Annotated in this window: 6 protein-coding genes and 1 pseudogene; 6 read left to right on the plus strand and 1 reads right to left on the minus strand. The window is 67.8% G+C overall.

Annotation, left to right across the window (positions count from 1 at the left end):
* Positions 1–202, minus strand: a pseudogene (locus G6019_RS06480) (DUF2993 domain-containing protein); the annotation flags it as partial.
* An 84-nt stretch (positions 203–286) separates the two neighbouring features.
* Here G6019_RS06480 and G6019_RS06485 point away from each other — a divergent pair.
* The 6 genes from G6019_RS06485 (at position 287) to pstB (ending at position 6,098) form a co-directional block, all read left to right on the plus strand.
* A complete protein-coding gene (locus tag G6019_RS06485) occupies positions 287–976 on the plus strand; it encodes a winged helix-turn-helix domain-containing protein (RefSeq protein ID WP_017835270.1) in 690 nt (229 codons plus the stop codon).
* Entirely contained in the window at positions 973–1,911 is a 939-nt protein-coding gene (mshD, locus tag G6019_RS06490; protein WP_107755806.1) for a mycothiol synthase, read from the plus strand. Before G6019_RS06485 ends, mshD begins: the two co-directional genes overlap by 4 nt.
* 248 nt (positions 1,912–2,159) lie before the next feature.
* Positions 2,160–3,269 (plus strand): phosphate ABC transporter substrate-binding protein PstS, encoded by a 1,110-nt coding sequence (gene pstS / locus G6019_RS06495; protein WP_107755807.1) that lies wholly within the window; start codon positions 2,160–2,162, stop codon positions 3,267–3,269.
* Between the two features lie 76 nt (positions 3,270–3,345).
* Positions 3,346–4,398 carry a phosphate ABC transporter permease subunit PstC gene (gene pstC, locus G6019_RS06500; RefSeq protein WP_107755808.1) on the plus strand — a complete coding sequence of 351 codons (1,053 nt, stop codon included), beginning with the start codon at positions 3,346–3,348 and terminating at the stop codon, positions 4,396–4,398.
* Positions 4,398–5,312 carry a phosphate ABC transporter permease PstA gene (gene pstA, locus G6019_RS06505; RefSeq protein ID WP_107755809.1) on the plus strand — a complete coding sequence of 305 codons (915 nt, stop codon included), beginning with the start codon at positions 4,398–4,400 and terminating at the stop codon, positions 5,310–5,312. The genes pstC and pstA overlap by 1 nt, the downstream gene beginning before the upstream one ends.
* A gap of 9 nt (positions 5,313–5,321) precedes the next feature.
* On the plus strand, positions 5,322–6,098 hold the full coding sequence (gene pstB, locus G6019_RS06510) for a phosphate ABC transporter ATP-binding protein PstB (protein WP_095719166.1): 777 nt from the start codon (positions 5,322–5,324) through the stop codon (positions 6,096–6,098).
* Positions 6,099–6,122: the final 24 nt, after the last annotated feature.

Raw genomic sequence — 6,122 nt, forward strand, 5'->3', positions numbered from 1 at the left:
GCGTCCCGGGCCCGGTCCACCGTGCGGTCGGACCCCCGCCGAGCATCACCGACGGGGCCGGGAGTCCCGGCGTGGCGGGGCGGATCCGGGTGGACACGTCGGCCTCCACCCTGGAGGCGTTGACGGTGTCGACGGCGAAGGCGCCGGCCAGTGCGACGGCCAGGGTGGCGGCCACCACCGCGACGGTGCGACGAGCTCTCATGGGGTTCAGGTCTACTCCGATGGCCGTAACTGGGGGGTGGGTCGCTAGTATCGTCTGGGCGCCAGGACGAGGAGGAAGCGACACATGGACGTAGTGCTCCTCACGGCTGAATCCGATCCCGAGACGGTGGTCCCGGCTCTGTCGCTCCTGCCGCACTCGGTCAGGCTGCTACCGCCCCTCGCCTCCTCGGTGGGCGAGTTGGCCGGTGCCGCGCTCGCCGTGGTCGACGCGAGGAGTGATCTCGCGGCCTCGCGCGCGCTCTGCCGGCTCCTCTCGGGGAGCGCGGAGATCTCCGTCATCGCGGTGGTCTCCGAGGGCGGACTGATCGCGGTCAGCGGGGACTGGGGGCTCGATGACATCATCCTGCCGACCACCGGGCCCGCCGAGGTTGACGCCCGGTTCAGACTGTCCGCCGCACGTCATTCGTCGCAGGGCGAGTCCGACGGCGGACTGCTCACGGTGGGCGAGCTCGTGATCGACGAGGAGACCTACGTGGCACGGGTCAAGGGCCGACCCCTGGATCTGACCTACAAGGAGTTCGAACTCCTCAAGCACCTGTGCCAACACCCCGGGCGGGTGTTCTCGCGCGCCCAGCTCCTCCAGGAGGTGTGGGGGTACGACTTCTTCGGCGGCACCCGGACCGTCGACGTCCACGTCCGGCGACTGCGCGCCAAGCTCGGACCGGACCACGAGTCCCTCATCGGAACCGTGCGCAACGTCGGGTACAAGGCGGTCCGGCCGACCGACCGCAGGGAGGACGGGGGAGACGCATGATCGCCATCGAGCGTTCGGTGGACGACGCCACGGCCGCCATGATCGAGGCGGTCGCCCGTGAGGCCGGCGACGAGGACGGGGTGCCCCCGCTCGGCGAGCAGCCGATGCGGTCTCTCCGGTCGGACGACGGGCAGGGCGTCCGCCATCTGCTGATCCGCGGCGACGGGGGAGGGGTCGTCGGTTACGCACAGCTCGCGGGCGAGGGCGGGGACGCGACCGCCGAGATGGTCGTCGCCCCCCGGGAGCGGAGACGAGGGGTCGGTTCGGAACTGGTGCGCACCGTGCTCGAGTTGGAGCCCGCCGCCGCGGTGTGGGCGCACGGTGACCTGCCGGCCGCGCGAGCGCTCGCCGCTTCGGTCGGTCTGGTGCGCACCCGAGAGCTCCTCAAGATGCGTCGGAGCGCGGCCGACGGCCCCGCACTCCCCGCGATCGGTCCCGCCGAGGGGATCGAGACGGGAACCCTGGCGGAGGCGGTCTCCGAAGGAGGTGGGCGGTGGCCCGGGCTGGACGCCCGGGAGGAGTTGCTCCGCGTCAACAACGCCGCCTTCTCGTGGCACCCGGAGCAGGGCGGGTGGAGCCGTGGGATGCTCGACCAGCGCCTCGCGGTGGAGTGGGTGGACCCCGCGGGGGTCTTCCTGGCCGTCGATACCGTCGGGCCGGCGCCACGGCTCGCGGGGTTCCACTGGACCAAGACGGTCACCGAGCCCGGTTCCCCCGTGGAGGGTGAGGTCTACGTGGTCGGGGTCGACCCGGCCGACCAGGGTCGGGGACTCGGGGGCATGCTCACCTCGCTCGGGGTGGCGCACCTCGAGGGACCACGGGGTGCGGAGTCGGTCGTCCTCTATGTGGAGGGCGACAACACGGCTGCCCTCAGGACCTACGAGAAGCTCGGGTTCACGGTCGAGCACCGCGATGTGACCTACGCCTCGGAGTGAGGTATCGGATCAGGCGACCCGCTGGCCGCCCATATGCCCAGTTCGGCGCACTGGTCGGGACCTGACTAAGCGTTCCTTTCGTGACACATCCGCTGAGTTCATCTCTAGTTCATCTTCTCCGGCGGGACCGTTCATATCGGCCCCTTACGTTCTGTGCTCGTCGGGTCTCGGAATCGGCCCGGCGTCGTGTTGCTGTCACCAAAGACATGTCCCGGAGGGCTCGCCGCCGGGCGAAACAAGGAGATTCAGTGGACCTCAAGCGCACCGGTGCTCTTCTCGGCCTCACCGCCCTCACCGCGGTCGGGTTGGCCGCCTGCTCGGATGACAACACCGGAAGCGGTGACACCGCGGCGCAGAGTGTCTCCGGCGCGGAATGTGAGGGCAAGCCGACCCTGACCGCGTCGGGGTCCTCCGCCCAGAACAACGCCATGACGATCTTCGCCAACTCCTACGCCCTGAGTTGCGAGGGTCAGACGCTGAACTACAACTCCAACGGCTCGGGCGCCGGCGTGAGCGAGTTCACCGGTGGGATCACGGACTTCGGTGGATCCGATTCCCCGCTGAAGGAGGCCGACTACGCGGCGGCCGAGGAGCGGTGCGGTTCCGAGGCGTGGAACATCCCCGCCGTCTTCGGCCCGATCGCGGTGGCGTACAACCTCGACGGCGTCGAGCTGAAGCTCTCCGGCCCCACCCTCGCCAAGATCTTCAACGGCGAGATCACCACGTGGAACGATCCGGCGATCGCCGAGGAGAACGAGGGCGTGGACCTCCCGGACGAGTCCATCACCGTGATCTTCCGGTCGGACGAGTCCGGCACGACGGACAACTTCCAGAAGTACCTCGAGGCGGCCTCCGAGGGCGCGTGGACGCAGGGCGCCGGCAAGACCTTCACCGGTGGGGTCGGCGAGGGTGCCCGTGGTAACGAGGGCGTCTCCGGTGCCATCGGCCAGACCCCGGGGACCATCACCTACACCGAGTGGTCGTACGCCAAGAACCAGGACCTGTCGATGGTCAAGGTCATCACCCCCGCGGATCCGGAGGGCGTGGAACTCAACGCCGAGACGGCCGGCGTGACGATCGACTCGGCACGCCTGCAGAACGAGGGCACCAACGACCTGGTCATCGACACCTCGTCGTTCTACGTCCCCGAAGCCGCGGGTGCGTACCCCATCATCCTGCCCACCTATGAGATCGTCTGCTCGTCGTACGAGGATCCGGAGACCGCCGCGGCCGTCCGGTCGTTCCTCAACATCGCGGTGGCGGAGGACGTCCAGGCGCAGCTCGAGGACGAGGGATACATCCCCGTGCCGGACGCCTTCCGCGAGCAGCTCCTCACCGCTATCTCCGAGATCTCCTGATCCACCGGTCACCGGCCCGTCGCCCGCCTCGGCGAGCCGGTGACCGTCCACGTCACCCCGAGCGACTGAAGGTCCAATGACAGTTCACGAATCCGTCGACCGCCACGCCGACCGGAGCACCGGGCAGTCCGGCGACCTCTCCGGCAGCACGGGGTCGGAGCCGGCGCCGGAGAAGGGCGCGAAGAGCGATCTCCTCGCCGGCAGGTCCTCTCGGGGCGCGGACGCGGTCTTCCGCAGCGCCACGGTGGCGGCCGGCGGCGTCATCGTCGCCCTGATCGCCCTGATCGCGATCGTCCTGGTCATGCAGGCGGCGCCCTCACTGATGGCGAACAACGTCAACTTCTTCACCTCGTCCGAATGGAACACGACCAATCCGGACGACTTGAGGTTCGGCATCCTCGACATGTTCAGGGTGACCGTCCTGAGTTCGATATTCGCGCTGGTCCTGGCGGTGCCGGTGTCCATCGGCATCGCGACCTTCCTCGTCCAGTACGCGCCGCCGCGGCTCTCGAGGTCGCTGTCGGCGCTCATCGACCTCCTGGCCGCCGTCCCGTCGATCATCTACGGCATGTGGGGACTGATCGTCCTCGGACCGTGGCTGGTCCCCCTGTCAGAGTGGCTCAACCGGAACCTCGGGTGGATCTTCCTCTTCGGCGACGGCAACGTCTCGATCGCCGGTGGGGGGACCATCTTCACCGCCGGAGTGGTCCTGGCGATCATGATCCTGCCGATCATCACCTCCATGTCGCGCGAGACCATCCGGCAGACCCCCTCGCTCCACCAGGAGGCCGCCCTGGCATTGGGGGCGACCAAGTGGGAGAAGATCCGGATGACGTGTTTCCCCTACGCGAAGTCCGGCATGATCGCGGGATCCATGCTCGCGCTCGGCCGTGCGCTCGGTGAGACCGTCGCGGTCCTGATCATCCTCCGTGCGGCGAGCGCCCCCGGCACCCTGTCGCTTTTCGACGGCGGCTTCACGTTCGCCTCGAAGATCGCGTCGGGCGCGGCCGAGTTCAACCACCCGCTGCCCACCGGCGCCTACATCGCGGCCGGACTGGTGCTGTTCATCCTCACCTTCTTCGTCAACCTCATCGCACGCTCCGTGTCCGGTGGAAAGGTCAACGGCTGATGACCCAGGCAACGTCCGACCTCGCCAAGCCCGCCAAGCCCTCGGAGACCTTCCTGCCCATCGCCGGCAGCCGCAGGGCGAAGGACAGGGCGGCGACGGTGGTCTTCTCCCTGTGCTTCGTGCTGGCCGTCATCCCGCTGGTGGCGCTGCTGTACAAGGTGATCGAGTCGGGCATCCCCGCGGTCATCAACCCCACCTGGTGGACCAATTCGTTCTTCCTCGTGTCCCCGTCCTCGATGGCGGGCGGTGTGGGTCACGCCATCTACGGCAGCCTCGTCCAGGCGATCATCGCCGCCGTCATCTCCATACCGCTCGGCGTGGCCGCGGGCATCATGTTGGTGGAGTACCCCGAGTCGAGGCTCGCCAGGCCGACCACCTTCATGGTCGACGTGCTCGCGGGGGTGCCCTCGGTCGTCGCGGCCATCTTCATCTTCGGGGTCTGGGTCTCCGTCCTGCAGTTCCAGCTCAGTGCGTTCGCGGTGAGCCTCGCCCTGGTGTTGCTCATGCTGCCCCTGATCGTGCGGTCCACCGAGGAGATGCTCAAGCTCGTCCCGGACGAGCTCCGCGAGGCGTCCTACGCGCTCGGCGTCCCCAAGTGGAAGACCATCGTGAGCATCGTGGTCCCCACCGCGCTGTCGGGGATGATCTCCGGGGTCTTCCTCTCGATCGCCCGCGTCATGGGTGAGACCGCTCCGGTGCTGATCCTCGTGGGCTACACGGCGAGCTTCAACTTCGACCTGTTCCAGGGGAACATGGCCTCGCTGCCGCTGTTGATCTTCAACCAGCTCTCGAACCCGACCGAGGCCGGCCAGTACCGCATCTGGGGCGCGGCCCTCACCCTGATCATTATCATCGCGCTGGCGAACGTCCTTGCCACGTTCGCTTCCAAGGCGCTCGCGCCGAAGACCAAGTAAGGACCTGTCATGGCCAAGCGACTCGACCTCGAGAACGTCGACATCTTCTACGGCGACTTCCACGCCGTGAAGGACGTCGACCTCCACGTCCCCCCGCGCTCGGTGACCGCCTTCATCGGCCCGTCAGGCTGCGGCAAATCCACCGTGCTCCGCTCGCTCAACCGCATGCACGAGGAGATCGCGGGCGCGTACGCCACAGGATCCATCAAGCTCGACGGCGTGGACATCTACGACAAGAAGGTGGATCCCGTCGCCGTCCGCCGGACCATCGGGATGGTGTTCCAGCGGCCCAACCCGTTCCCCACGATGTCGATCAAGGAGAACGTCACCGCCGGCCTCAGGCTCCAGGGTGTCAGGAACAAGAAGACGCTGGACGAGGTGGCCGAGAAGTCGCTGCGCGGCGCGAATTTGTGGAACGAGGTCAAGGATCGTCTGGACAAGCCGGGCGGCGGGCTTTCGGGCGGGCAGCAGCAGCGTTTGTGCATCGCGCGCGCGATCGCCATCGAACCCCAGGTCCTGCTCATGGACGAGCCGTGTTCGGCGCTCGACCCGATCTCCACCCTCGCGGTGGAGGACCTCATCGCCGAGCTCAAGAGCGAGTTCACGATCGTGATCGTGACACACAACATGCAGCAGGCGGCGCGCGTGTCCGATCAGACCGCGTTCTTCTCGCTCGAGGCCACCGGCATGCCGGGCCAGCTCGTCGAGGTCAATTCCACTGAGAAGATATTCTCGAACCCGGACAACAAGCAGACCGAGGACTACGTGTCCGGCCGTTTCGGCTGAGTCACCACACACCGCGAGTCACCA

This window comes from Dietzia sp. DQ12-76 (genome assembly GCF_014145045.1).
Lineage (GTDB): Bacteria > Actinomycetota > Actinomycetes > Mycobacteriales > Mycobacteriaceae > Dietzia.